We start from the raw sequence: 22,179 nt of genomic DNA, 5'->3' as shown, positions 1-22,179 counted from the left end.
CGTGCCACTGCCCGGCCCCACCTCGCGGCCGTCGTACGGGGCGCCGCCCGAGCCGCGGGCGCCACGCGCGCCGGAGGTCCCGGAGGACGCGCCTGCCGTACGGCGGCCACCCGAGCCCGAGCCGTACGACGACCACGACGGGGTGCGGGCCGCGAGTCCGCTCGGCGAGGGTGAGCGGCAGCGGCTGCTCACCGGGGCGCATCACGATCCGCACGCGCTCCTCGGCGTACACCCGGTCCGCGGCGGGGTGCTGTTCCGGGCGCTGCGCCCGTACGCCCGGGCCGTCACCGTCACCGCCGACGGTGTGCGGGGGCGGCTGCGGGCCGAGGGGGACGGGCTGTTCTCGGGCGTACTGCCGCTGACGTCCGTCCCCGACTATCAGCTGCTCGTGGCGTACGACGACGCCGAGACGCTGGTCCACGACCCGTACCGGTTCCTGCCCGCGCTCGGCGAGCTCGATCTCCACCTCATCGGCGAGGGCCGCCACGAGGAGCTGTGGCGGGCGCTCGGCGCGCAGCCGATGACGCACCACGGGGTGGCCGGGACGCGGTTCACCGTCTGGGCTCCGAACGCGCGCGGCGTGCGGGTCACCGGGGACTTCTGCTACTGGGACGGCACCGGATTCCCGCTGCGTTCGCTCGGCTCCAGCGGCGTATGGGAGCTGTTCGTGCCGGGGGTCGGCGAGGGCGCGCTGTACAAGTTCGAGATCACCCGGCCCGACGGCAGCCGCACGCTGCGCGCGGACCCGATGGCGCGGCGCAGCGAGTGCCCGCCCGCGACGGCCTCGGTCGTGCACGCCTCGCACCACCGCTGGGGCGACGGCGACTGGATGGCGCGGCGGAACGGCGGGCGCGTGCACGAGCTGCCGTTCTCGGTGTACGAGGTGCACCTGCCGTCGTGGCGGCCCGGGCTGACCTACCGGCAGCTCGCCGAGCAGCTGCCCGCGTACGTCAAGGATCTCGGGTTCACCCATGTCGAGCTGATGCCGGTGGCCGAGCACCCCTTCGGCGGCTCCTGGGGCTACCAGGTGACCGGCCTCTACGCGCCCACGGCCCGCCTCGGCCCGCCCGACGACTTCAAGTACCTGGTCGACGCGCTGCACCGGGCGGGGATCGGGGTGCTGGTGGACTGGGTGCCCGCGCACTTCCCCCGGGACGAATGGGCGCTGGCGGAGTTCGACGGCCGGCCGCTGTACGAACCGGCCGACCCGCTGCGCGCCGCGCACCCGGACTGGGGAACGCTGGAGTTCGACTACGGGCGCACGGAGGTGCGCAACTTCCTGGTGGCGAACGCGGTCTACTGGTGCGAGGAGTTCCACATTGACGGTCTGCGCGTCGACGCGGTCGCCTCCATGCTCTACCTCGACTACTCCCGCGAACCCGGCCAGTGGACGCCCAACGCGCACGGCGGCCGGGAGAATCTGGACGCGGTGGCGTTCCTCCAGGAGATGAACGCCACGGTCTACCGCCGCTGCCCGGGCGTCGTGACCATCGCCGAGGAGTCCACCGCCTGGGACGGCGTCACCCGGGCCACCCACCACGTGGGCGCGAGCGGCTTCGGCGGGCTCGGCTTCGGGCTGAAGTGGAACATGGGGTGGATGCACGACTCGCTGGGCTACGTGGCGCACGAGCCGGTGCACCGGAAGTACCACCACCATGAGATGACGTTCTCGATGGTGTACGCGTACAGCGAGAACTACGTCCTCCCCATCTCGCACGACGAGGTGGTGCACGGCAAGCGGGCGCTGGTGAGCAAGATGCCGGGCGACTGGTGGCAGCAGCGCGCCGACCACCGGGCGTATCTCGGCTTCATGTGGGCGCATCCGGGCAAGCAACTCCTCTTCATGGGGCAGGAGTTCGCGCAGGGCGCGGAGTGGTCGGAGCGCCACGGCCCCGACTGGTGGCTGCTGGACCCCTCGTACTCCGCCGAAGCCGACCACCGGGGGGTGCGCGATCTGGTCCGCGACCTCAACCGGGTGTACGCGGCGACGCCGCCGCTGTGGCAGCGGGACACGGTGCCGGAGGGGTTCGCGTGGGTGGAGGGGGACGGACACGAGGACAACGTGTTCGCCTTCCTCCGCTTCGACGCGGACGGCTCCCCGCTGCTGGCGGTCAGCAACTTCTCGCCGGTGGTGCGGCAGGCGTACCGGGTGGGCGTACCGGACCCGGTGCCGCTGTGGCGGGAGGTGCTGAACACCGACGACGAGCGGTACGGCGGAAGCGGCGTCCTCAACCCGGAGCCGCTGAAGGCCGAGCCGACGGCCGCGCACGGCCGCCCGGCCAGCGTCCTGCCGACCCTCCCGCCGCTGGCCACGATCTGGCTGCGCCCGGCCTGAGCCCGCGTTCACAAGGTTGACGCAAGAGGTTGACGACTGACGTGGACACGCCTAAAGAGGGGGTGAGAGCGCTCTCACCCCCCCTTCAGGAGGTACGTCCATGCGTCCCCGCAGACACAGATCCGCCCTGAGAACCTGCTTAGCGGCACTCGCCGCCACCGCCGTCGCCCTCCTCGGCGCCACGTCCTCGCAGGCCGACGTGCCGCCCACACCCACCGGCTGGACCCTTCAGTGGAGCGATGACTTCACCGGCGCGGCGGGCACCCTCCCCTCCGCCGCCAACTGGCAGATCGACACCGGCTACAGCTACCCCGGCGGCCCCGGCAACTGGGGCACCGGCGAGATCCAGCGCTATACGGACTCCACCGGCAACCTCGGCCTGGACGGCTCCGGCAACCTCCGCATCACCCCGCTCCGCGACGGCGCGGGCAACTGGACCTCGGCCCGCATCGAGACCAAGCGCGCCGACTTCAAGGCCCCGGCGGGCGGTGTGCTGCGCATGGAGGGCCGGATCCAGATGCCGAACGTCACCGGCGACGCCGCCCTCGGCTACTGGCCCGCCTTCTGGGCGCTCGGCAGCCCGTACCGGGGCAACTACCAGAACTGGCCCGGCATCGGCGAGTTCGACATCATGGAGAACGTCAACGGGCTCAACTCCGTATGGGGCGTGCTCCACTGCGGTGTGAACCCCGGCGGCGCCTGCAACGAGAGCACCGGCCTCGGCGCCAACCGCGCCTGCCCGGGGTCGAGCTGCCAGTCGGCGTTCCACACCTACCGCTTCGAATGGGACCGCTCGACCACCCCGAACCAGCTCCGCTGGTACGTGGACGGCCAGCAGTTCCACAGCGTCAGCCAGAGCCAGGTCGACGCCGCCACCTGGTCGAACATGACCGACCACGCGGGCTACTTCCTGCTCCTCAACGTGGCGATGGGCGGCGCCTTCCCGAACGGCGTCCACGGCGCGGCCACACCCGTCGCGGCCACCGACCCCGGCCACCCCATGGTCGTCGACTACGTCGGGGTGTGGACCCGCGGCGGAGGCGGCGGAACCGACCCCGGCGGCTCCGCCACCCTCTACCCGGGCACGGGCGGCGCCCTCGGCGCGGCCTCCACTTCCGCGAGCGCCACGACCCTGGCCTCGGCGGGCGGCACCAACCACGACGGGACGCCGTACCAGCCGCAGACCTTCACCTCGTCCGGCATCACCCGGACGTACAACGGCGGCTCGACGGCCTTCGACCTGTTCGTGGACGCGGGCACGACGGTGGCCAACGGGCAGCAGGCGCGGATCTCCTACGACCTCACCGGCGACGGCAGCTGGGACCGCACCGAGACCTACCAGTACTTCGCCACCGATCCCGCCCCCGGCTACGAGCACTACACCCAGGCCCGCGGCCTCAAATCCGCCACCGGCTCACTGGGCAACATGACAGGCGGCAAGGTCCGGGTCGAGGTGTGGAACGCCATCGGCAAGGGCGCCAGCACCCTCGGCACCGGCAACCAGTCCACCGTCCGCATCCCCTTCGACTAGTCACCGGGGCCGGGCCCGGGGCCGCCCAGCCGGGCGAGTTCGTCCCGTACCCGGTCCGCGTCCGGGTGGCCGAGGGCGTCGAAGCGGCTCAGCGCCGCGCACCAGCTGCTCCGCGCCCCGGCCACGTCCCCGGCGGTCCGCTGGGCGTCGCCCAGCCGGTGCAGCGACTCGGCCTCCCGCACCCGCTCGTCCAGGCCGCGGCGCAGCGCGACGGCGTGCCGGTAGCAGGTGATGGCCTGCTCGTGGTCGCCGAGGCGGTGGTGGGCGTAGCCGAGGCTGTCCCAGGCGGCCGACTCCCCGCGCCCGTCGCCCGTCTCCTTCAGGAGGGCGAGCGCCTTGGCGCAGTGCACCAGGGTTTCCTGGAAGTCGCCCAGCACGGCGTACGCCCAGCCCAGGTTGTTGAGGGCGTACGCCTCGCCCTTGCGGTGACCGGCCACCTGGTACAGCTCCAGCGAGCGCCGGGCGTGGTACAGCAGCTCCTCGTCGCGGCCCTGGCGCTCGGCCGTCATGTTGAGCGCGACGTGCAGACGGGCCTGGCCGATGTGGTTGCCGGTCTCGGTGTGCAGGCTGAGCGAGCGCAGCAGATGGCCGCGGGCCCGGTCGTACCACCCCATCCGCAGATCGGCGAGGCCCAGCCCGTGGCAGGCGTGGGCCTGACCGGCCGGATCGGCGATGCGGTGGGCGGCGCCCAGGGCGATGCGATGGATGGTGCGCTGGTCGTGCCAGTGGCCGAGCTGGTCCAGGAACTCCATCAGCGACCAGGCCAGTTGCCAGGCATGGGTCTCGAACCCGGCGTCCGCGGCCCGCTGGAGGGCCGCGATCAGCACCGGGTGCTCCTGGGTGAACCAGGCGAGCGCCTGCGCGTGTGCGCCGAACGTCTCGACGGCCACGCCGGACCGCGCCGGGGCGGGGGCGATCGGCTCCCGGTGCGGGGTGAAGGCGCGCCCGGCGGCGAAGGCGGAGTGCAGATAGTGGTCGAGCACCCGGTGCAGCGCGGCCCGGCGGTCGTCCGCCGAGTCGTACTCCTGGGTCAACTCCATGGCGTACGCGCGTAGCAGATCGTGGAAGGCGTACCGGCCCGGGCTGCGCTCGGCGATCAGATGGGCCCGGGTGAGCCTGCCCAGCAGCCTGCGGGCCTGGGCCACGCCCACCCCGGCGAGGGAGGCCGCGGCGGGCGCGGCGATGTACGGGCCGGGGTGGACGCCCAGCAGCCGGAACAGCCGGGCGGTGTCGTCGCCGAGGGTGTGGTACGACCACGAGAACACGGCCCGGACGTCGGTGGTGGCATCCCCGCCCTCGAACGCGTCGAGGCTGCCGCGGGCGTCGTGCAGCTCGTCGGCGAGCGCCGCGATGCTGAAGCGGGGGTGGGTGGCGGCGCGGGCGGCCACGATGGCGAGCGCGAGGGGCAGCCCCGCGCACACCGTGACGACGTCCTCGACGGCCTGCGGCTCGGCGGCGGCGCGGTCGGCGCCGATGCGGCCGACGAGCAGATCGCGCGCCTCGGCCCGGCCGAGCAGATCCAGCGGCAGCGGCCGGGCCTGCTCCGCGACGACCAGCCCGGTGAGTTCGTTACGGCTGGTCAGCACCACCAGACAGCCGGGCGAGCCGGGCAGCAGCGGGCGTACCTGCTCGGCGTCGCGGGCGTTGTCGAGCAGGATCAGCACCCGGCGGTCGGCCAGCAGGCTGCGGTAGAGGGCGGTCTGCGCCTCCACGGTGGCCGGGATGCGGTGCGCGGGCACCTGGAAGGCGTCGAGGAAGCCGCGGACCGCCTCGGCCACGGTCATCGCCGAGCCGGTGGGGCCGAAGCCGCGCAGGTTGACGTACAGCTGCCCGTCGGGGAAGCGGTCGCGGACCCGGTGCGCCCAGTGCACCGCGAGGGTGGTCTTGCCGAGGCCGCCGCTGCCCGCGATCACCCCGATCACGGCGGCGGTGGGCGCACGGCCGGTGCGCAGCAGCGCGTCCAGCCCGGCGACCTCGCGCTCGCGGCCGGTGAAGTGGGCGACGTCGGGCGGCAGTTGCTGCGGCACGGCGATGCCGCCGGAGGTGGCGGCGACCGGGGTGGCGGCGGTGTCGCCGGTGTCCCCGGGCGCGTCGGCCGCCTCGGACACCTCGTGCGCCTCGGACGCCTCATGCGCGGCAGGGGCGCCGGGCCGGGTGTCGAGCGCCTCGCGGTGCAGCCGTTGCAGCTCCTCGCCGGGTTCGATGCCCAGCTCCTCCGCGTACCGCCGCCGGGTGGCGCGGAACAGTGCGAGGGCGTCGGCCCGCCGCCCGGACCGGCGCAGCGCCTCCATCAGCAGGGCCACCGAGCGCTCGCGCAGCGGGTGTTCGGCGACCAGGGCGGACAGCTGCGCGACGGCCTCGTGGTGGCGCCCGGCCCGTACGTCGAGCGCGGCGCACTCCTCCACCACGGCCCGCCGCTCCTCCTCCAGACCGGCCCCCACGGTGTCGGACAGCCAGCCGCCCGCCACATCGGCGAGCGCGGGCCCGCGCCACAACTGCAGTGCGGCGCGCAGCAGTTCCGCGGCCCGGTCGTCGTTCTCCGTGCGCGCCTCGCGCACCAGGTCCCGGAAGCGGTGCAGGTCGACCGCGGTGCGCGGGGCGGTGAGGCAGTATCCCTTGGCGGAGGTGGTGAGTTCGGTTTCGGGCAGTGCGGCGAGGATGCGGCGCAGCTTGGATATCTGGACCTGTACGGCGTTGCGCGCGGAGCCCGGCGGGTCCTCGCCCCATACGGCCATCACCAGCCGGTCGACGGAGACCACCCGGCCCGGCTCCATGACCAGCATCGCCAGGACGGAACGCTGCTGAGCGGCGGTCGGGCCCAGCAGCTGGTCGTCCCGCCATATCCCCACGGGCCCCAAGAGGCGTAATCCGGTCCCGTCCACGCGCTGCCCCCGTCGGTACCAGAGATTCACTTCGTCAATCCCGCAGCCTACCCACCGGGCCAGGTCAGCGAGGCATCAGCCGCACATCAGCGGCTCGTAGGACGCTGGGCGTCATGACCACGGCCGGACGCACCCGCCGCAGACCCCGGATAGGCGATCTCGTCTACGACATCGAGCGCGAGGCCATCGGCCGCGTGGCGTATATCGACACCGGTGGCAACATCGCGTGGGTCAAGCCGCGGGACGGCGGCCCCGAATGGACCGCGCTTCCCGAACAGCTGCGTCCGGCGGTGGACGGAGAGGGCTGACCCGCCCTTCCCTGTGCCGGTGTCCCGTGTCCTGCCACGGGGGGAGGACGCGGGACACCACCGCTCCCCGAAAGTCTCCGGGCCCGGACTCGGACCCGGGCCCGGTCCGGGACAAGACCGCGGCCCTGCCCCGATTCAGGAGGGCAGGGCCGCAGGGGCGTGGGGTGTCAGGCAGGCACGTGCTCCTTGGCCGTGTCACCGTCACGCTGCTCGGGGAGTGCCTTGGTGCCGGCACCGTCCTCGGAGTCGTCGGCGGACGGACCGTGGCCGCCGCCGTTCGCCGCGAAGGCCGCGGCGTCGAACGGGAGCCGCCCGGCGAGGACCTCGTTCATCCGTTCCTTGTCGATCTCCTTGGTCCAGGTGCCGACCAGGACGGTGGCGACCGCGTTGCCCGCGAAGTTGGTGAGGGCGCGGGCCTCGCTCATGAAGCGGTCGACGCCGACGACCAGGCCGACGCCGCCGACCAGGTCGGGCCGGTGCGACTGCAGACCGCCCGCGAGGGTCGCCATACCGGCGCCGGTGACACCGGCCGCGCCCTTGGAGGCGACGATCATGAAGAGCAGCAGGGATATCTGCTCGCCGATCGCGAGCGGCTTGCCCATGGCGTCGGCGATGAACAGCGACGTCATGGTCAGGTAGATCGCGGTGCCGTCCAGGTTGAAGGAGTAGCCGGTCGGCACGGTGATGCCGACGACCGGGCGGCTGACGCCCGCGTGCTCCATCTTGGCGATGAGCAGCGGCAGCGCGGACTCCGACGAGGACGTCGAGAGGATCAGCAGGAACTCCCGCGCCAGGTACTTCAGCAGCAGGAACAGGTTCACGCCCGCCACCAGGCGCAGGATCGTGCCCAGCACGACGAACACGAAGAGGACGCAGGTGGTGTAGAAGCCGATCATGATGACGGCGAGCGCCTTGAGCGCGTCCAGCCCCGTCTCACCGACCACTGCGGCAATGGCACCGAAGGCACCCACCGGGGCCAGCCACATGACCATCGACAGCAGCTTGAAGACGAGCTGCTGTATGTGGCCTATGCCGCGCAGCACCGGCTCACCGTTCTTGCCCATGGCCTGGAGGCCGAAGCCCACGAGGAGGGCGACGAACAGGGTCTGGAGCACCTGCTCCGAGGTGAACGCGGAGATCAGGGTGGTGGGGATGATGCTCAGCACGAACCCGGACAGGCCCTCGCTGGCGCCGCTGTCGACCTGGCCCTGACCGGCCTTCGCCACTTCCTCGCTGATGTGCAGCCCGCTGCCGGGCTCCAGGATGTTGCCGACGACGAGGCCGACGGCGAGCGCGACGGTCGACATCACCATGAAGTAGCCGAGGGCGAGCCCGCCGACCTTGCCGACCTTGGCGGCCTTCCGTACCGAACCGACGCCGAGCACGATCGTGCAGAAGATGATCGGCGAGATCAGCATCTTGATCAGGTTGACGAAGCCTTCGCCGATGGGCTTCAGCTCGACCGCCGTGTCGGGGGCGACGAAGCCCACGAGGATCCCCAGCGCCACCGCGCCGATCACGGCGAGGTAGAGGTAGTGGATCTTTTCCTTCTTCTTCGCCTTCGGCCGCTCCGGCTCTGTACGTCCCGATGCGGGCGGCGTGATCTCCGCAGCCACGGTGCTGCCTCCTTCTCTTCGGCCGTCCAACTGTCCCGGCGCTGTACCGTGTGCGGCTCGCACACCGCCTTGAACGGTTCCGGCGACTATGCCCCACGCCTGTGACGGGGGTCACCCTTCCGTTCATTTCGTTCACACAAAGATTCGTGTGCAGACTGATGGACATGCGCATCCCCCACCCGCGGAGCCTGGCGGGCCAGCTCTTCGCGATGCAGGTCGTGCTGGTCGCCGCCCTGGTGGCGGGATGCGCCGTCTTCGCGTACATCACCGACCGCAACCAGGCCACGGCCGCCGCGCGCAGCCAGGCCACGGCCGCCGCCGCTGCCGTCGCCGACTCCCCGTCGGTGGCCGACGCCGTACGGTCCGACGACCCCAGTGCCCGGCTCCAGCCGTACGCGGAGAAGGTGCGCCGGGACACCGGCGTCACCTTCGTGACCATCATGAACCCGCGCGGTATCCGTTGGACACACCCCGATCCGGACAGGATCGGGGAGCGCTACCTCGGCCACATCGAGCCCGCGCTGCGCGGCCGGATCTTCCCCGAGACGTACACCGGCACCCTCGGCCCCTCGGTGCGGGTGGTCGCCCCGGTGCGCGACCAGAAGGCCGGGGGCCGGATCACCGCGCTGGTCAGCGCGGGAATCACGGTGGAGACCATCAGCGCCCAGGTGCGGGGCCAGCTGCTGGCCCTGCTCGGCGTGGCGGCCGGTGCGCTCGCCGTCGGGGGCCTGTGCGCGTACGTCATCAACGCCCGGCTGCGCCGCCACACCCACGGCATGAACGCCAACGAGCTGAGCCGCATGCACGACTACCACGAGGCGGCGCTGCACGCGGTGCGCGAGGGGCTGCTGATGCTGGACGGGCAGCGGCGGATCGCGCTCATCAACGACGGCGGCCGGGAACTGCTCGGGCTGTCCGGCGACGCCGTGGGCCGCTACGTCTCCGAGCTGGGCCTGCCCAGCCCGCTGACCGGGGCCCTGCTGGCCACCGAGCCGCGCGTGGACGAACTGCATCTGACCGCGGAGCGGGTGGTCGTGGTGAACACCTCCCCGGTGAGCAGCGGCGAACAGCGCGGCACAGTCGTCACGCTGCGCGACCACACCGAGCTGCAGGCGCTGTCCGGCGAGCTGGACTCCGTACGCGGCTTCGCCGAGGCGCTGCGCTCCCAGGCCCATGAGGCGGCCAACCGGCTGCACGCCGTCGTCTCGCTGATCGAGCTGGGCCGGGAGGACGAGGCGGTCGAGTTCGCGACGGCCGAGCTGGAGCTGGCCCAGGCCCTCACCGACCAGGTGGTGGCGGCCGTCGCCGAACCCGTACTGGCCGCGCTGCTGCTGGGCAAGGCCGCCCAGGCCAGCGAGCGCGGCGTCGAACTCGTCCTCACCCCCGAGAGCCGCATCGACGACGGGCTGCTGCCGCCCGGTCTCGCCGCCCGCGACCTGGTGACCATCGTCGGCAACCTCATCGACAACGCGATCGACGCCGCCACCGAGGGCGTCGGCAGCGGCGCCGCCCGCAGCGCCCGCGTCACGGTCACCGTCCGCGCGGACGACGGCGAGCTGACCCTGTGCGTCGCGGATACCGGCGCCGGTCTCGACCCGGCGGCGACCGAGGACGCGTTCCGCCGCGGCTGGTCCACCAAGTCCGCGGGCCGCGGTCTGGGGCTGGCCCTGGTCCAGCAGGCCGTACGCCGCAACGCGGGCACCGTGGACGTGGCCGGGGCGCCCGGCTCCGGCGCCGAGTTCACCGTCCGCCTACCGCTGGCCACGGCGGCCCCGGCGCCGTGAGCCCGCCGAAGACCACGGTCGGCGGATTCACAGGCCCGTAACCCTGGCCACTCTTCATTACGCTCCGTAAATTGGGGCCCCGAGCTTTTTGCCTGCCCATGATGGACCTGCCCCGACGCACCCGCCCCTGATAGACCTGTCCCGCCTACCCGCCCCCGAGAGGAATCCCGACCCATGAGCCCGCCGCAGGCGAACTCGGCGACCCCGACCCCGGAGCCGATCCGGGTGCTCGTCGTCGAGGACGACCCCGTCGCGGCGGACGCGCACCGGATGTACGTCGAGCGCGTCCCCGGATACGCCGTCGTCGGCACCGCGCGCACCGGCGGCGACGCCCAGCGGCTGCTGGAGCGCACCCCCGCCGACCTCGTCCTGCTGGACCTCTACCTGCCCGACGGGCACGGCCTCCAGCTGGTGCGGGCGCTGCGGGCGGCCGGGCACGCGGCGGATGTCATCGCCGTCACCTCGGCCCGGGATCTGGCTGTGGTCCGGGACGGGGTCTCGCTCGGGGTCGTCCAGTACGTGCTGAAGCCGTTCACCTTCTCCACCCTCCGCGACCGGCTCATGCGGTACGCCGAGTTCCGGTCGACCGCGGGCGAGGCCAGCGGGCAGGACGAGGTGGACCGGGCGCTGGCCTCGCTGCGCGCACCGCAGCCCGCCTCGATGCCCAAGGGGCTCACCCAGGCCACCCTGCAGGCGGTCACCGAGGCGCTGCGCGGCGCCGAGGACGGCCTGTCGGCCGCCGCGGCGGCCGAGACGGTGGGGATCTCGCGGATCACCGCACGCCGCTACCTGGAGCATCTGGTGGAGGCGGGCCGCGCCGCCCGCGCCCCGCATTACGGGCAGATCGGGCGCCCGGAGCTGGTCTACCGCTGGCTCAGCGAGCAGTCAACGACCCGGGACTAAGGTCCCGGGCTTGCACAACGGGCGCCACTGGCTGTGGTGCTGCGTTTGCGTCCTGCCCCACCCTCTGGTTCGGGATGTGGGGCTGGGGCGGTTGACTACGCCCCGCGTCGCCACAACGCCCACGCGCGAGCGCGGATGTTGCGGGAGCTGTTCCGGTCTGCGTGATCAACGAATCCGCAGGTCCGGCACGCGAACCAGGCCTGCGAGACCCGGTTCGCCTTGTCGATGTGCCCGCACTCGGCGCAGGTGCGGGAGGTGTACGCCGGGTCGACGTACACCACCGGCACTCCGGCCTTACGGGCCTTGTACGCGATGAACGCTCCGAGCTGGGCAAACGCCCAGGAGTGGAGGGCGGCCCGTTGGGGCTTGCGAAGCCGTACCCGCTCGCGGATGCCCTTCAGGTTTTCCAGGGCGATCCCGCGACCGGTGCGTTCTGCCTCGGCCACCACATGTTTCGCGATCTTGTGGTTGATATCCCTCGCCCGCCGGGCCTCCTTGCGGCGCCGCTTCTTCAAGCGACGTCTGGCGGACGCGGTGCTCTTCTTCTGAAGCTTGGTGCGCAGCGTGCGTTCCCGGGCGCGGATGCGGTTGAGTGCACGCCCGGCCATGATCTCGCCGTCGGAGGTGGTGGCGATGTTGACGATGCCCAGGTCGATGCCGAGGAAGTCCACCGGATCGGGGTTCGGCGCGGCTTCGGGCACGTCGCAGGTGGCACCCAGGAACCACATGCCGTCGCGGTACATGAGATCGGACTCGCCCTTGCGGTGGAGCGTCAGGGTGGCCAGTTGCTCCGGCGCGGCGGTGAATGCCAGGTCCTTCATCCGCCCGGCGGTGGTCCAGATCGAGATGCGGCGCTGGTCGATCTGCCAGGACAGCATCCGGTCGTCGTAGGGCTGCGCGCCCTGCGGGCGGAAGGTGACCGGCTTCTCCACCGCCCTGCGGTACCGCTTCGAACCCGGCCTGCCCAGGTTTCCGGCCTTCAGGGCGGCCTTCATCGTGGCGTACGCGTCGCAGGTCTTCTTGATGACGTGCTGGGCGGCCTGCGCCCCCAGCCCCCAGCGGGCCTTGATTTGACGGTAGGTGTGCTCACGCAGCGCGAAGTTGCTCTTCACATCCTTCTCGAACGCCTCGCCACTGGCCCAGGTCGCCGCTTCGTTGCAGGCACGCAGGGTCGCCTCCAGCGCCGCCGCCTGAACGGGCGTCGGCAACAGCCTGACCTGCACCACCAGCTTCACGATGAGCAAATCTACACATGCGTACGGCTATCCACCGTATGTTCACCGCGCATCACTCAACCGAGTGAACGCGTCGCCAGGTGGACGCAACACAGGCTCCGCCGGACACGACACTGGGCCGCTTCATGGCCGAGTACACGCGAGCGATACCGCTGCGCTCCGCGCCGCGGTGGAGGATGCGATTCCCCTAAATACAATGGGGGTTACTGGCAACATCGTGCTGAACTCCTCCTCTCGCACCGCGTGTTCGAGCGCCCGACAGACCAACCACATCCTCTTGTACGGGGATTGACCTTGCGTTGAGGGCCACCTTACGGTCGGCCCGCAGGCCATAGAGGCCGGCAAGGAGGTCGTGCCGTGCGCCCCACCACCGCCCCACTGATCCTCACCGCCACCGCCCTCGTCGCCACCGCCGGGCTCACCGCCTGCGGTGGCGGCTCGGGCAGCGATCCGGACACCGTCAAGGTCGCGTACAACCGCAGCACCGACAACAAGATCCGTTTCAAGGACAACCATCTCGCCGCGGTGAAGAAGCAGTTCGAGAAGGCGAACCCCGGCAAGAAGGTCAAGCTGATCCCGATCCAGGCGCAGGACAACGACTACGCCACCAAGGTCCAGCAGATGATGCGGTCCCCGAAGACCGCGCCCGACCTGGTCTACGAGGACACCTTCCGGATCAACGCGGACATCAAGGCGGGCTATCTGCGGCCGCTGGACGACTACCTGGCCAAGTGGAAGACCTGGGACCAGTTCGTCGACACGGCGAAGACGGCGGCCAGGGCCGAGGACGGCAAGACGTACGGCGTCCCGGACGGCACCGACACCCGCGGGCTGTGGTTCAACAAGGACCTCTTCGCGAAGGCCGGACTGCCCGCCGACTGGGCCCCGAAGAACTGGGACGACATCCTGAAGGCCGCCCGCACCGTCAAGAAGAAGGTCCCCGGCGTCACCCCGCTCAACGTGTACACCGGCAAGGCCCCGGGCGAGACCTCCGTCATGCAGGGCTTCGAGATGCTGCTGTACGGCACGGGCGCGGCGGGCGGCGAACCGCTCTACAACCCGAAGACCAAGAAGTGGGTCACGGGCGGCAAGGGCTTCCGGGACTCCCTGGCGTTCCTGAAGACCGTCTACGACGAGAAGCTCGGCCCCGACATCTCCGACGCCCTCGACCCCAACGTCGGCACCACCGTCTTCAGCGAATGGCTCCCCGAGGGCAAGCTCGCCATCGCCCTCGACGGCTCCTGGCTCGGCCAGAACTGGCTGAAGACCGGCGGCAAGCCCTGGCCCGAGTGGTCGAAGACCCTCGGCCAGGCCCCGATGCCGACCCAACACGGCCAGGCGCCCGGCAAGGTCAGCATGTCCGGCGGCTGGACCTGGGCGATCAGCGCGAAGTCCAAGAACCCCGATCTGGCCTGGAAGTTCATCGAGCAGTTCCAGACCAGGAAGAACGCGGTCCGGTGGGACATCGTCAACGCCCAGATCGCGGTCCGTAAGGACGTGGCGAAGGACCCGGAATACCTCTCCTCCATGCCCGGCATCCGCTTCTTCACCAGCCTGGTCGCGAACACCCACTACCGCCCTGCGCTCCCCGTCTACCCCCAGGTCTCCTCGGCCATCGGCGAGGCCATGGAGGCGGCGACCACGGGTGACTCCTCGCCGAGCGGCGCGGCGAAGGCATACGACGAGCAGCTGAAGTCGCTCACCGACGGCGCCGCGGACTGATGTCCACCGCGACCAAGGCGGCTTCCCCGGCGGCGGTCTCCCCCGTACGCCGGGGCCGCCCCCTGCGCTGGCTCCCCCTCGCCCCCGCCACCGTTCTGCTGCTGCTCTTCCTCGGCGGGCCGATCGCGTACTGCTGCTACATCGCCTTCACCAATATGCAGCTGACCGGCACGTCCACCACGGACTTCACCGGCCTGGCCAACTTCCGCCGCGCCTTCGGGGACGACGACTTCCGCAACGCGGTCGTCCTCACCCTCGTCTTCACGGTCATCTCCTCCCTCCTCGGCCAGAACACCCTGGGCCTGGCCCTGGCCGCCCTGATGCAGCGCGCCTCCAAGCCGGTGCGCACACTGGTCGGCTCGATCGTGGTCGCGGCCTGGGTCGTCCCCGAAATCGTCGCGGGCTTCCTGCTGTACGCCTTCTTCCGCCGCGAGGGCACGCTCAACGCGCTCCTGGACGGGCTGGGCCTGCCGTCCCAGAACTGGCTGTACACCCTGCCCATCCTCGCCGTGTCGTTCGCCAACGTCTGGCGCGGTACGGCCTTCTCGATGCTCGTCTACTCCGCCGCGCTGTCCGAGGTCCCCCAGGAGATCACCGAGGCGGCGGAGGTCGACGGCGCGGGCGGCCTCCGCCGCTTCTGGCATGTGACCCTGCCGATGATCCGCCGCTCCATCGGCACCAATCTGATGCTGAACACCCTGCAGACGCTGTCGGTGTTCGGCCTCATCTGGGCCATGACGCGCGGCGGACCCGGCAACCGCAGCCAGACGCTGCCGGTGTTCATGTACGACCAGGCGTTCAACAAGTCCCTGATCGGCTACGGCACGGCGGTGGCGCTGTTGCTGCTGCTGGTGGGGGCGGTGTTCTCGGTGGTGTATCTGCGGTTGATGCGCGAGGAGGTCTGACGCCGCCGTCGACGGTGGCGGTGCCGGTCGTCCGTACGCCGAGGCCGGACCCGGGGGCCGCGTACGCGACCCCCGTCATCGCCACCGCGACCAGCAGGGTGCACAGCGCCGCCGTGGAGGTCGTCGACGGCCTCATGTCAGCCCGCCTGTTGTTCCGCGGGCAGCTGCTTGTTGCCGTCCACGACCGCGCGCTGGGTGATCGCGCTGGTGAACGTCACGGTGCCGACCTTGAACACTCCGCTCTCGTCGGGCTTGACCTGGACGCTGCGCTCACCGAGGAATCGCAGGGTCTTCTTGTCGAAGATCCACTCGGTGCGCTGGCCGTCCTGTTCGTTCAGCCGCGCCACCGCGACCCCGTGACGGCCCGTGGCGTCGACCGCGTCGTCCACCGTGACGACCCCGGGGATCTTGGCCGCGGCCTTGTAGACGGCGGCGGTGAGCTTCGCGGGCGGGTAGCTCTCGGTCAGCAGGTCGCCGAAGGCGACGAAGGCCGCCTGGTCCTGGGGGACCTCCTTGTCCCGGTTCTCCGCGGCCTCCTGATTGATCTTCTTCAGGAGTGCGTCGGGGTCGGTGGGCAGCCCGGCGAGGCGGTCGTAGGCCGAACTCGCCGGGTACTTGCCGGCGAGGGTCATGCCCGCCTCGCCGGTCTCGCCCGCCTCGATCAGCCAGCCGTCCTTCCCGTCGGGGGACTGCCAGACCTGACGGTCGTGCAGCTCCTGGCTGACCACCGTGGTCTTGTCGTCCACCGTCTTCGGGTAGGTGCTGGCCACCTTCGAGGCGATGTAGAGGAACTGGCCGTCGCGCACCGCGGGCCCGGAGACGTCGGCGGCGGCCAGCGAGATGCGGTCCAGCAGCCGGGGGGCGCCCTTGGTGTCGGCGGTGCCGACCGTGGTCGTCAGCGCGGGTCCGGTGGCCAGGGGCGTCGTACTGTCGCCGCTGTCGCTTCCGTACAGGGCCACCCCGCCCACGGTCGCCCCGGCCAGGGCGCAGGCCGCGGCGGGCAGCAGGATCGCCTTGCGGAGGAACGGGTTGCGCTGCCGCGCGGGGGCGGCGGGTGCGGTGGTGCCGCGGATGTCGTCACGGATCTGGGCCATCAGGTGCTCCTTGTGCAGCGCATGGCGGCCCGCCGGCAGACCCCGCTCCTCGGTGTCCCGGAGCTCCCGGGTCTCCGGCCACTCAGCCGGGTGCGGCTGGGAGGGGCTGGCGTTCATCGGTTTCCTTCCTCTGCGGACCGGATCGCGTAGCCGCGATCACCTCTTGTCTGCCGGATGGGAGCGGCGGGTTCCCGTTTTTTCCTGACGAGTTCGGCATCGGCGAGTTTGCGCAGCTTCGTACGGGCCCGGGACAGCCTGGAGCGGACGGTTCCGAGGGGGATGCCGAGGGTGCGGGCGACGTCCGCGTACTCCATGCCCTCCCACAGGCACAGCGTCAGCACCTCGCGCTCGGGGCGCTTCAGCGAGCCGAGGGCGGTCAGCGTGGCGTTGATGCGCCGCCGGTCGTCCACCCGGCCCGCCGTCTCCTCGGCGTGGTCGGGGACCCGTACGGACTCCTCCCCCGCGTCGGCGGCCGCGGCGGCAGCGGCCCGGTAGCGCCGGTTGCTCCGGCAGTGCGAGCGCGCCACGTTGGTGGCGACCCCCAGCAACCAGGGCCGCAGCGAGCCCCCTTCGGCCTCGACCGACGCATGGCGCCGCCACGCCTCCAGAAACGTCGCCGACATGACGTCCTCGGCCACGGACCAGTCGGCCGTCAGCCGGAAGGCGTGGTTGTACACCGCGCGCGCGTAGTCGTCGAACAACTCCGCGAAGGCGTCCGGATCCCCGGCCCGCACCCGGGTTCGCATATCTGTGGTCACGTCTTCAACTGACCCGCGAGGGCAGGGGAGTTCCGGTGACGTGCGTCACAGCCCCGGATTCAGCGGGCCTGGTCGGCGATCCGGTCGAGCCACTCCCGCATGAGGGCGCTCTCGGACGCGGTCAGGGCGTCGGTGCGCGGCAGTACGGCGCGCAGGGTGACAGCGGCCGCGGCGGGCCCGGGGCCGGGGCCGGATTCGGGGGCGACGGGAGCTTCGGTCGTGATCGCCGCGAGAACCGCCTCGCGGGCGGCACGGGACAGCTCCGGGTCGCGCGCACCCTCGGGCGTGGCGATGAGCGCGAGCGTCGTACCGGATCCGGCGGCGTGCACGAGGGCCGCGGCGCGGTCCTCGGGAACGCGCAGCCGACCCGCCTCGGCGATGCGCCGGATGTGCCCGGCGAGGACATCGAAGGCGGCGAGGGCCGCCAGGGACGACGCCCCGGAGCGCTGCTGCCCGTACATCAGCAGATACAGCGCCGGGTTCGCCAGGCCGAGCCCGACGTGGAGATCCCAGCCGGCGCGGAGGTCCTCGACCGGGTCGTCGGTGGGCTCCGCGGCGGTCTTGTCGGCCAGGTAGGCGGCGAAGCCGTGCGCGACGACGGCGTCGAGCAGGCCCTGCTTGTCACCGAAGAGCCGGTAGATGGTCGGCGGCTGCACCCCGGCCGCGGTGCTCACCGCCCGGGTCGAGACCGCGTCGGATCCCCCTTCGGCGAGCAGCCGGGCGGCGGCCGCGACGATGCGTTCCCGGTGCCCGTCCGGGGCGCTGGCGTCGTCGTTCTCCATGTTTCCAACGATAACAGCACGGCGTTAACGACTCTTCGTTTCCAGTGCTACGCTCAACTTGTTATCATTGGAAACAGCTGAGGAGTTCGCCATGATCATCGTCACCGGCGCCAACGGCACGCTCGGCCGCGCGGTCACCGAGCGGCTGCTGCGACGCGCCCCCGCCGGGGACATCGGCGTCAGCGTGCGCGACCCGGAGAAGGCGCGAGACCTCGGCGACCGGGGCGTACGCGTCCGCCGGGGCGACTTCACCGACCCGTCGAGCCTCGCCCACGCCTTCGAGGGCGCCTCGCAGGTCCTGATCGTCTCCACGGACACCACCGGCGAGGCGGCCTTACGCGCACACCGCACGGCGATCGAGGCCGCGGCGGCGGCCGGGGCGGACCGCATCCTCTACACCAGCCACATGGGCGCGGACCCGTCCTCGCCCTTCGCCCCGATGCCCGATCACGCCGCCACCGAGGCGGCGCTGCGGAAGTCCGGCGCCCCCTTCACCTCGCTGCGCAACGGCTTCTACGCCGCGACGACCGTGATGCTGCTCGGCGCCGCCCTCGACACGGGCGAACTGATCGCCCCCGAGGACGGCCCGGTCGCCTGGACCGACCACGCCGACCTCGCCGAGGCGGCGGCACTCGCCCTCACCGCGGGCGGCGGCGACCTCGACGGACCGACCCCCGCGCTCACCGGCCCCGAGGCGATCGACCTGGCCGGTGTCGCGGCCCTCGCCACCCGGCTGACGGGCCGTCCGGTCCGCAGGGTCGTCGTCTCCGACGCCGACTACCGCGCGCGCCTGCTGCACCACGGCCTGCCCGAGGCCCAGGCCGACATGCTCGTCGGCCTGTTCGCGGCAAGCCGCCGGGGCGACTTCGCCCCGGCGAACCCCACGCTCGCCCGCCTGCTGGGGCGGCCAGCCACACCCCTGTTGGACGTACTGAAGACTCGGCTGAACGCATGACCGACACCGGCCGCCGACGTCTACTCTCGTCCTCCTACCGATCCGCCGACAGGGGAGCCGAACTGTGCGCAGCGCCACCGTGACGACCGAGGGCGACCAGATCCGCTGGGCCGAGCTGCCGGGGCGGGAACCTTCCCGCGTCTACGTACACGGTCTGGGCGCCACCTCGCCCGCCTACTTCGCCGAGATCGCGCTCCACCCGCTGCTGACAGGCCACCGTTCCCTGCTCATCGACCTGCTCGGTCACGGCATCAGCGACCGCCCGACGACCTTCGACTACACCCTGGAGGCGCACGCCGACGCCCTCGCCGAGGCGCTGAACTCGGCGGCGGTCACCGGTGCGGAGCTGATCGCCCACAGCATGGGCGGCTCGGTGGCCATCGTCCTCGCCGCCCGGCACCCGCACCTGGTCTCCCGCCTGGTCCTGGTCGACGCCAACCTCGACCCGATCCCCCGCGTGCCCGGCTCCGGCGGCAGCAGCGGCATCGCCGCCTACTCCGAGCGGGAGTTCCTGGCCGGTGGCTGGGAGGAGGTCCGCGACCGGGTCGGCCCCCACTGGTGGTCCACCATGCGCCTGGCAGGCCGCGAGGCCCTGCACCGCAGCGCGGTCAACCTCACCCGCGGCACGGTCCCCACCATGCGCGAACTCCTGCTGGACCTGAAGCTGCCCCGCACCTACCTGCTGCCCGAGGCCAACGGGCCGCTCCCCGGCGCGGACGCGCTCGCCGAAGCGGGTGTCTCCGTGATCCCGGTCCCGGACTGCGGCCACAACATCATGCTCGACAACCCCGACGCCTTCGCCCGCGCCACGGCCGCCGCCTGTCTCTGACCCACGGTGATCACATGGCTGGGAAAATGATTGGACGGGGTGATGCTCGGGCTTATAGCTTCAAGTCGACCGTGACATCGCCCGAGGAGGTGAGACCCATGAACGCTGTATCGACGTGGGTGCTCCCCCTTTCCCGTCACGGCCGGCGATTGACGTAGGTGTCGCCGGGAGCGCCTCCACCACAGGCACTCCCGAAAGGCCACACCTATGCACTCTCCACAGTTCACCGCCGAACCGTCGACGAACGATGCGGTTGAGCACGACTTCGACGTGATCATTTCCGGGTGCGGACCGACCGGCGCGATGCTGGCCGCCGAACTGCGGCTGCACGATGTGCGGGTACTCGTTCTGGAGAAGGAAACCGAGCCCGTGTCGTTCGTCCGCATCGTCGGTCTGCACATTCGCAGTGTCGAGCTGATGGCAATGCGCGGACTGCTGGACCGCATGCGCGAACACGGAAGGCAGCGTCCGGCCGCCGGATTCTTCGCCGCCATCAACAAGCCAGCGCCCCAGGGCCTGGATTCCGCGCACGCCTATCTGCTGGGCATCCCGCAGCCGGTCATCGTTCGCCTGCTCGAAGAGCATGCGACCCAACTGGGCGCACAGGTCCGGCGTGGTTGTGCGGTGGCCGGTTTCGAGCAGGACGACGAGGGTGTGACCGTCGAGCTGGCCGACGGCGAGCGGCTGCGTTCGCGCTATCTCCTCGGCTGTGACGGCGGGCGCAGTACGGTGCGCAAACTGCTCGGCGTCGGCTTCCCCGGCGAGCCCTCGCGGACCGAGACGCTGATGGGCGAGATGGAAGTGGGTGCGCAGCAGGAAGAGATCGCCGCCAAGGTGGCCGAAATCGGCGCGACCGATAGGCGGTTCTGGCTCAGGCCCTTCGGCGGACGGGTCTACAGCGTCGTCGTCCCCGCCGCGGGAGTCAGCGACCGCGCGGAGCCACCCACCCTCGACGATTTCAAACAGCAGCTGCGCGCCATCGCCGGAACCGATTTCGGCGTGCACTCCCCGCGCTGGTTGTCCCGCTTCGGGGATGCCACCCGGCTGGCCGAACGCTATCGGGTCGGGCGGGTGCTGCTGGCCGGCGATGCGGCACACATCCACCCACCCACCGGCGGCCAGGGCCTCAACCTGGGCGTTCAGGACGCGTTCAACCTCGGCTGGAAACTGGCCGCGAAAATCCGCGGCTGGGCGCCGGAACCGCTGCTGGACACCTACCAGGCCGAACGCCATCCGGTCGCCGAGGACGTGCTGGACAACACCCGCGCCCAGAGGGAACTGCTCTCCACCGAACCGGGCCCGCAGGCCGTGCGCAGACTGCTCACCGAACTGATGGACTTCGACGAGGTGAACCGGCATCTCATCGAGAAGATCACCGCGATCGGTATCCGCTACGACTTCGGCGAAGGCCCCGACCTGCTCGGTCGCCGCCTGCCCGACATCGACGTGAAACACGGCCACGTCTACGGTCTGCTGCATCGCGGCCGCGGCCTGCTGCTGGACCGTACCGAACGCCTGACCGTCGGCGGCTGGTCGGACCGGGTCGACTACCTCTCGGACGCCACCGCGGCACTCGATGTCCCCTGCGTCCTGCTGCGCCCCGACGGCCACGTCGCCTGGATCGGCGACGATCAGCAGGACCTGGACCACCACCTCTCCCGCTGGTTCGGCAAGCCCGCCAGCTGATTCCGTGGCAGGGGCGGCGATCACGGAACGATGTGCCGCAGGTAGGCGGTCGGGTTGCTCATGTAGCGACGCCAATGGTCGACCACCTCCAGGTCCTCCCAATTCACCCGGTGGAAGCCGTCATCGCCGACTTCGATGATGTCAGCGCCGGGGGTGCTGGCGAGGATGGGCGAGTGGGTGGCGCAGACGACCTGGGCGCCGCTCTCGCCGAGCTGGTGCATGACCGCGACGAGCTGGAGGCAGGAGGTGAAGGACAACGCGGCCTCCGGCTCGTCCATGACGTAGAAGCCGGGCGCGGCGAACATGGCGCGGAACATGGTGAGGAAGCCCTCGCCGTGGCTCATGCGGCTGGTGTCCTCGTCCCAGTAACCCGGCACGCCGCCGAGGTTCTCGGTCATGTCGAACGCGGTCTCGGCCCGCAGGAAGAACCCCTTCTTGTTCTTGCGGGGCCCGGCGAGCATCCGTGCCCCGGCCCGGGTGGTGTCCGCCCGCAGCACCTCACCCAGCGGAGTCCTCGTCGCATCGGGCCGACCGGTGACCCGGGCCAGACGCCCGCCGTACGCGTCCAGCTTGAAGCTCTCCGCGACCGCCTCGACCAGAGTCGACTTGCCCGAACCGTTGTCCCCCACCAGGAACGTCACCGGCCGGGTGAAAGCAAGATCCTCTTCGAGGAGCTGGGCCACGGCAGGCACGGTGAACGGCCACCGCCCGCGCTCGGCAGGGCCGGGCGCCAGGCCCTCCGGTACGTATACCCGGTCGACGAACACAGCGCTCCTGGTCGTAGCTCGGCCGGCAGCCTCCATTCAGCGACATCCGCTGGGCCGCAGGGCTGCCCAGCGTATCGGCCAGGCAGC

At 71.4% G+C, this 22,179-nt stretch carries 16 protein-coding genes and 1 pseudogene; 10 read left to right on the top strand and 7 right to left on the bottom strand.

Annotated elements, in window-relative coordinates; genetic code table 11:
- Nucleotides 1-142: 142 nt before the first annotated feature.
- Together glgB and ACZ59A_RS12845 are read left to right on the top strand one after the other, a co-directional pair.
- The gene (gene glgB / locus ACZ59A_RS12850) at nt 143-2,335 is read left to right on the top strand and encodes a 1,4-alpha-glucan branching enzyme (RefSeq protein WP_470957912.1); all 2,193 of its coding nucleotides are present in this window, start codon (nt 143-145) and stop codon (nt 2,333-2,335) included.
- 100 nt (nt 2,336-2,435) lie between these two features.
- A complete protein-coding gene (locus ACZ59A_RS12845) occupies nt 2,436-3,866 on the top strand; it encodes a glycoside hydrolase family 16 protein (protein WP_470957236.1) in 1,431 nt (476 codons plus the stop codon).
- Here ACZ59A_RS12845 and ACZ59A_RS12840 read toward each other — a convergent pair.
- Nucleotides 3,863-6,715: an AfsR/SARP family transcriptional regulator gene (locus tag ACZ59A_RS12840; RefSeq protein ID WP_470957233.1), complete on the bottom strand. Its 2,853-nt coding sequence runs from the start codon at nt 6,713-6,715 to the stop codon at nt 3,863-3,865. The two genes, ACZ59A_RS12845 and ACZ59A_RS12840, sit on opposite strands and share 4 nt — an antisense overlap.
- 146 nt (nt 6,716-6,861) lie before the next feature.
- Between ACZ59A_RS12840 and ACZ59A_RS12835 the strand changes: the two genes are divergently transcribed.
- Nucleotides 6,862-7,056 carry a hypothetical protein gene (locus ACZ59A_RS12835; protein WP_470957229.1) on the top strand — a complete coding sequence of 65 codons (195 nt, stop codon included), beginning with the start codon at nt 6,862-6,864 and terminating at the stop codon, nt 7,054-7,056.
- A gap of 167 nt (nt 7,057-7,223) precedes the next feature.
- Here the strand turns inward: ACZ59A_RS12835 and ACZ59A_RS12830 are convergent, their stop codons facing one another.
- A complete protein-coding gene (locus ACZ59A_RS12830; RefSeq protein ID WP_470957226.1) occupies nt 7,224-8,672 on the bottom strand; it encodes a cation:dicarboxylate symporter family transporter in 1,449 nt (482 codons plus the stop codon).
- A 164-nt stretch (nt 8,673-8,836) separates the two neighbouring features.
- On the opposite strand from ACZ59A_RS12830, the gene ACZ59A_RS12825 reads away from it, so the two are divergent.
- Together ACZ59A_RS12825 and ACZ59A_RS12820 are read left to right on the top strand one after the other, a co-directional pair.
- Entirely contained in the window at nt 8,837-10,456 is a 1,620-nt protein-coding gene (locus ACZ59A_RS12825) for a sensor histidine kinase (RefSeq protein ID WP_470957223.1), read from the top strand.
- A gap of 174 nt (nt 10,457-10,630) precedes the next feature.
- On the top strand, nt 10,631-11,359 hold the full coding sequence (locus tag ACZ59A_RS12820) for a response regulator (RefSeq protein WP_470957220.1): 729 nt from the start codon (nt 10,631-10,633) through the stop codon (nt 11,357-11,359).
- Here the strand turns inward: ACZ59A_RS12820 and ACZ59A_RS12815 are convergent.
- Nucleotides 11,356-12,594, bottom strand: a pseudogene (locus tag ACZ59A_RS12815) (RNA-guided endonuclease InsQ/TnpB family protein). The gene ACZ59A_RS12820 and the pseudogene ACZ59A_RS12815 sit on opposite strands and share 4 nt — an antisense overlap.
- 357 nt (nt 12,595-12,951) lie before the next feature.
- Between ACZ59A_RS12815 and ACZ59A_RS12810 the strand changes: the two are divergent.
- Complete coding sequence (locus tag ACZ59A_RS12810; protein WP_470957217.1) at nt 12,952-14,316, top strand: ABC transporter substrate-binding protein; 1,365 nt, start codon at nt 12,952-12,954, stop codon at nt 14,314-14,316.
- On the top strand, nt 14,316-15,221 hold the full coding sequence (locus ACZ59A_RS12805) for a carbohydrate ABC transporter permease (RefSeq protein WP_470957214.1): 906 nt from the start codon (nt 14,316-14,318) through the stop codon (nt 15,219-15,221). Before ACZ59A_RS12810 ends, ACZ59A_RS12805 begins: the two co-directional genes overlap by 1 nt.
- A 137-nt stretch (nt 15,222-15,358) precedes the next feature.
- On the opposite strand, the gene ACZ59A_RS12800 is transcribed toward ACZ59A_RS12805, so the two are convergent.
- From ACZ59A_RS12800 to ACZ59A_RS12790, 3 genes are read right to left on the bottom strand one after another with little or no spacing between them, the layout of a single operon-like run.
- Complete coding sequence (locus tag ACZ59A_RS12800) at nt 15,359-16,432, bottom strand: CU044_5270 family protein (protein ID WP_470957211.1); 1,074 nt, start codon at nt 16,430-16,432, stop codon at nt 15,359-15,361.
- Nucleotides 16,429-17,073, bottom strand: a complete 645-nt coding sequence (locus tag ACZ59A_RS12795; protein ID WP_470957208.1) for an RNA polymerase sigma factor — start codon at nt 17,071-17,073, stop codon at nt 16,429-16,431. Before ACZ59A_RS12795 ends, ACZ59A_RS12800 begins: the two co-directional genes overlap by 4 nt.
- A gap of 59 nt (nt 17,074-17,132) precedes the next feature.
- On the bottom strand, nt 17,133-17,855 hold the full coding sequence (locus ACZ59A_RS12790) for a TetR/AcrR family transcriptional regulator (RefSeq protein WP_470957205.1): 723 nt from the start codon (nt 17,853-17,855) through the stop codon (nt 17,133-17,135).
- Between the two features lie 91 nt (nt 17,856-17,946).
- On the opposite strand from ACZ59A_RS12790, the gene ACZ59A_RS12785 reads away from it, so the two are divergent.
- The 3 genes from ACZ59A_RS12785 (at nt 17,947) to rox (ending at nt 21,325) form a co-directional block, all read left to right on the top strand.
- A complete protein-coding gene (locus tag ACZ59A_RS12785) occupies nt 17,947-18,810 on the top strand; it encodes an NAD(P)H-binding protein (protein WP_470957202.1) in 864 nt (287 codons plus the stop codon).
- 64 nt (nt 18,811-18,874) lie between these two features.
- Nucleotides 18,875-19,639 (top strand): alpha/beta fold hydrolase, encoded by a 765-nt coding sequence (locus ACZ59A_RS12780; protein WP_470957200.1) that lies wholly within the window; start codon nt 18,875-18,877, stop codon nt 19,637-19,639.
- Between the two features lie 207 nt (nt 19,640-19,846).
- A complete protein-coding gene (rox, locus tag ACZ59A_RS12775) occupies nt 19,847-21,325 on the top strand; it encodes a rifampin monooxygenase (RefSeq protein WP_470957198.1) in 1,479 nt (492 codons plus the stop codon).
- Between the two features lie 20 nt (nt 21,326-21,345).
- Here the strand turns inward: rox and ACZ59A_RS12770 are convergent, their stop codons facing one another.
- Nucleotides 21,346-22,092, bottom strand: a complete 747-nt coding sequence (locus tag ACZ59A_RS12770) for an AAA family ATPase (protein WP_470957195.1) — start codon at nt 22,090-22,092, stop codon at nt 21,346-21,348.
- Nucleotides 22,093-22,179: the final 87 nt, after the last annotated feature.

Source organism: Streptomyces sp. NPDC040405 (assembly GCF_055595765.1).
Note: the sequence above shows the minus strand (reverse complement) of the source record. Positions and strands in the feature narration are given on the sequence as shown.

Excerpts from the sequence above, each read along its gene's own strand:
- ACZ59A_RS12835 (WP_470957229.1), top strand. The coding sequence starts at position 6,862 with ATGACCACGGCCGGACGCACCCGCCGCAGACCCCGGATAGGCGATCTC.
- ACZ59A_RS12790 (WP_470957205.1), bottom strand. The coding sequence starts at position 17,855 with ATGGAGAACGACGACGCCAGCGCCCCGGACGGGCACCGGGAACGCATC.
- ACZ59A_RS12785 (WP_470957202.1), top strand. The coding sequence starts at position 17,947 with ATGATCATCGTCACCGGCGCCAACGGCACGCTCGGCCGCGCGGTCACC.
- rox (WP_470957198.1), top strand. The coding sequence starts at position 19,847 with ATGCACTCTCCACAGTTCACCGCCGAACCGTCGACGAACGATGCGGTT.
- ACZ59A_RS12805 (WP_470957214.1), top strand. The coding sequence starts at position 14,316 with ATGTCCACCGCGACCAAGGCGGCTTCCCCGGCGGCGGTCTCCCCCGTA.
- ACZ59A_RS12820 (WP_470957220.1), top strand. The coding sequence starts at position 10,631 with ATGAGCCCGCCGCAGGCGAACTCGGCGACCCCGACCCCGGAGCCGATC.
- ACZ59A_RS12825 (WP_470957223.1), top strand. The coding sequence starts at position 8,837 with ATGCGCATCCCCCACCCGCGGAGCCTGGCGGGCCAGCTCTTCGCGATG.
- ACZ59A_RS12800 (WP_470957211.1), bottom strand. The coding sequence starts at position 16,432 with ATGAACGCCAGCCCCTCCCAGCCGCACCCGGCTGAGTGGCCGGAGACC.
- ACZ59A_RS12845 (WP_470957236.1), top strand. The coding sequence starts at position 2,436 with ATGCGTCCCCGCAGACACAGATCCGCCCTGAGAACCTGCTTAGCGGCA.